Annotated in this window: 3 protein-coding genes; 2 read left to right on the top strand and 1 reads right to left on the bottom strand. The window is 72.0% G+C overall.

The genetic code is table 11. From position 1 onward, the window contains the following. A partial coding sequence (locus tag E1288_RS46285; protein ID WP_132495685.1) for a hypothetical protein occupies positions 1–195 on the top strand: 195 nt, incomplete at its 5' end. Beyond that, the gene (locus E1288_RS46290) at positions 189–1,076 is read left to right on the top strand and encodes a hypothetical protein (RefSeq protein WP_132495687.1); all 888 of its coding nucleotides are present in this window, start codon (positions 189–191) and stop codon (positions 1,074–1,076) included. The genes E1288_RS46285 and E1288_RS46290, both read left to right, overlap by 7 nt. A gap of 6 nt (positions 1,077–1,082) precedes the next feature. Here the strand turns inward: E1288_RS46290 and E1288_RS46295 are convergent, their stop codons facing one another. Continuing rightward, the gene (locus E1288_RS46295) at positions 1,083–1,763 is read right to left on the bottom strand and encodes a histidine phosphatase family protein (protein ID WP_132495689.1); all 681 of its coding nucleotides are present in this window, start codon (positions 1,761–1,763) and stop codon (positions 1,083–1,085) included. Between the last annotated feature and the right edge of the window lie 18 nt (positions 1,764–1,781).

The raw sequence follows: 1,781 nt of genomic DNA on the forward strand, positions 1-1,781 counted from the left end.
CGCGCGCCCACGCCCCCGGGCTGGGACCACGGCCGGCCCACCACCACCTCCACCGGCGACGACGACTGGGTCCCGGAAGTCACCGAAGGCGAACGCTGCTCCCGCGAAGGCGACGTCGGCCGCACCTCCTCGGGTGCCGCCGCCAGCTGCGAACGCGACGACCACGGCAAGCTGAGGTGGACCACGCAATGGTGAACAAGAACAACCCCGGCACCGACCGCCGCCACGCCAGCGCCCTGCGCATCCTGGAAAACGGCCCCCACGCCCCGCAATGCCCCCATGGGCACGGCCCGCTGACCACCATCACCGACGCCACCGCCCCCACCGGCGTGGCGATGGCCTGCCCGCAATGCGGACAACGCCGCGGCATGGAGATCACGATGCTGCGCACCCTGCTCAACCCCGAGAACGCCGACTTCGACCAGCCGCTGGCGACCTCCCCCACCAACAAGCCGGCGCCACCGGCCAACCCGGCGCCGCCAGCCGGCACCAACACAAACACCGACACCGACACCGACACCGCGACGCTGGACGTCACCGCCGAAATCCCCCGGGTGCAACCCGAAGACACCGCCCGCGAACCCCTGGGCAAGATCACCGCGCACCACACCCGCGACGACACCGACGGCGACGAAGCGGACCTCGACCACATCCCGCCGCCACCCCGCGGCCACCGACCCGACGGCACCATCCGCACCACCGGCTGGCTCCAGCTGGGCGCACGGCCGATCAGCTCCGGGCTCTGGGCCGCGCTCGCCGGCGCCGCACTCGGCCTCGCCCTCATCGACCTCAACATCTGGCTGCCGCTGATCCTGCCCGCAGCCGCCTACGCCCTCTGGTTCGCCACCACCCGCTGGATCCGGCCCGCCTCAGCCGCCACCAACCTCGAACAGGTCTACGCCGACGAGCTCCTGCCCGGCGACGCCATCCGCGTCTACGGCCCGATCGGGCCCGTCGGCATCGTCGACCAGGTCACCCCCGCCACCAACGAGCAGGTCCTCGTCCGCTTCACCGGCGGCACCCAGCGCTTCCTACCCGCAGACGCCCGCTGCCACCTCGTGGCACTGCGCAACTAGACCGGCTCAGCGATCCGAGGAACCCGTCGTGCCGCCCACGACGGCATCCGACTTCGCCGCATCCGCCGGCGGCACCAACCCCGACACGTCCCCACCGGTGTCGTTGACCTTCAACACGAACGGCCTCGTCTCGGTGTAGCGCACCACGCTCACCGAACACGGATCCACCACGATCCGCTGGAACCCGTCCAGGTGCAGCCCCAACGCATCCGCCAGCACCGACTTGATCACATCGCCATGCGTGCACGCCAACCACACCGCATCCGCACCGAACCGGCGATCATGCGCCCGCACCGCGGCCACCGACCGCGCCTGCACCTGCGCCAACCCCTCGCCACCCGGGAACACCGCCGCCGACGGATGCTGCTGCACCACCTTCCACAGCGGCTCCGCGGTCAACTCGGTGATCTTCCGGCCGGTCCACTCGCCGTAGTCGACCTCCGCCAGATCCGGCTCCACCACCGGCGAAAGGCCCCGCTGCGCGGCCAGCCCCGCCACCGTCTCCCGGCACCGCTGCAACGGCGACACCACGATCCCGGCCAGCGGCACCCCCGCCAACCGGTCCACCAACCCGGCCGCCTGGCCCACCCCGGTCTCGTCCAACCCGACACCGGGCGAACGCCCCGCCAACGTACCGGCACCATTGGCCGCCGACCGCGCATGCCGCAACAGGATGAGAGTCGCCACGCCCGCCGACTGTAGGCC

The sequence above is a fragment of the Saccharopolyspora elongata genome (assembly GCF_004348985.1).
GTDB classification, from domain to species: Bacteria; Actinomycetota; Actinomycetes; order Mycobacteriales; family Pseudonocardiaceae; genus Saccharopolyspora; species Saccharopolyspora elongata.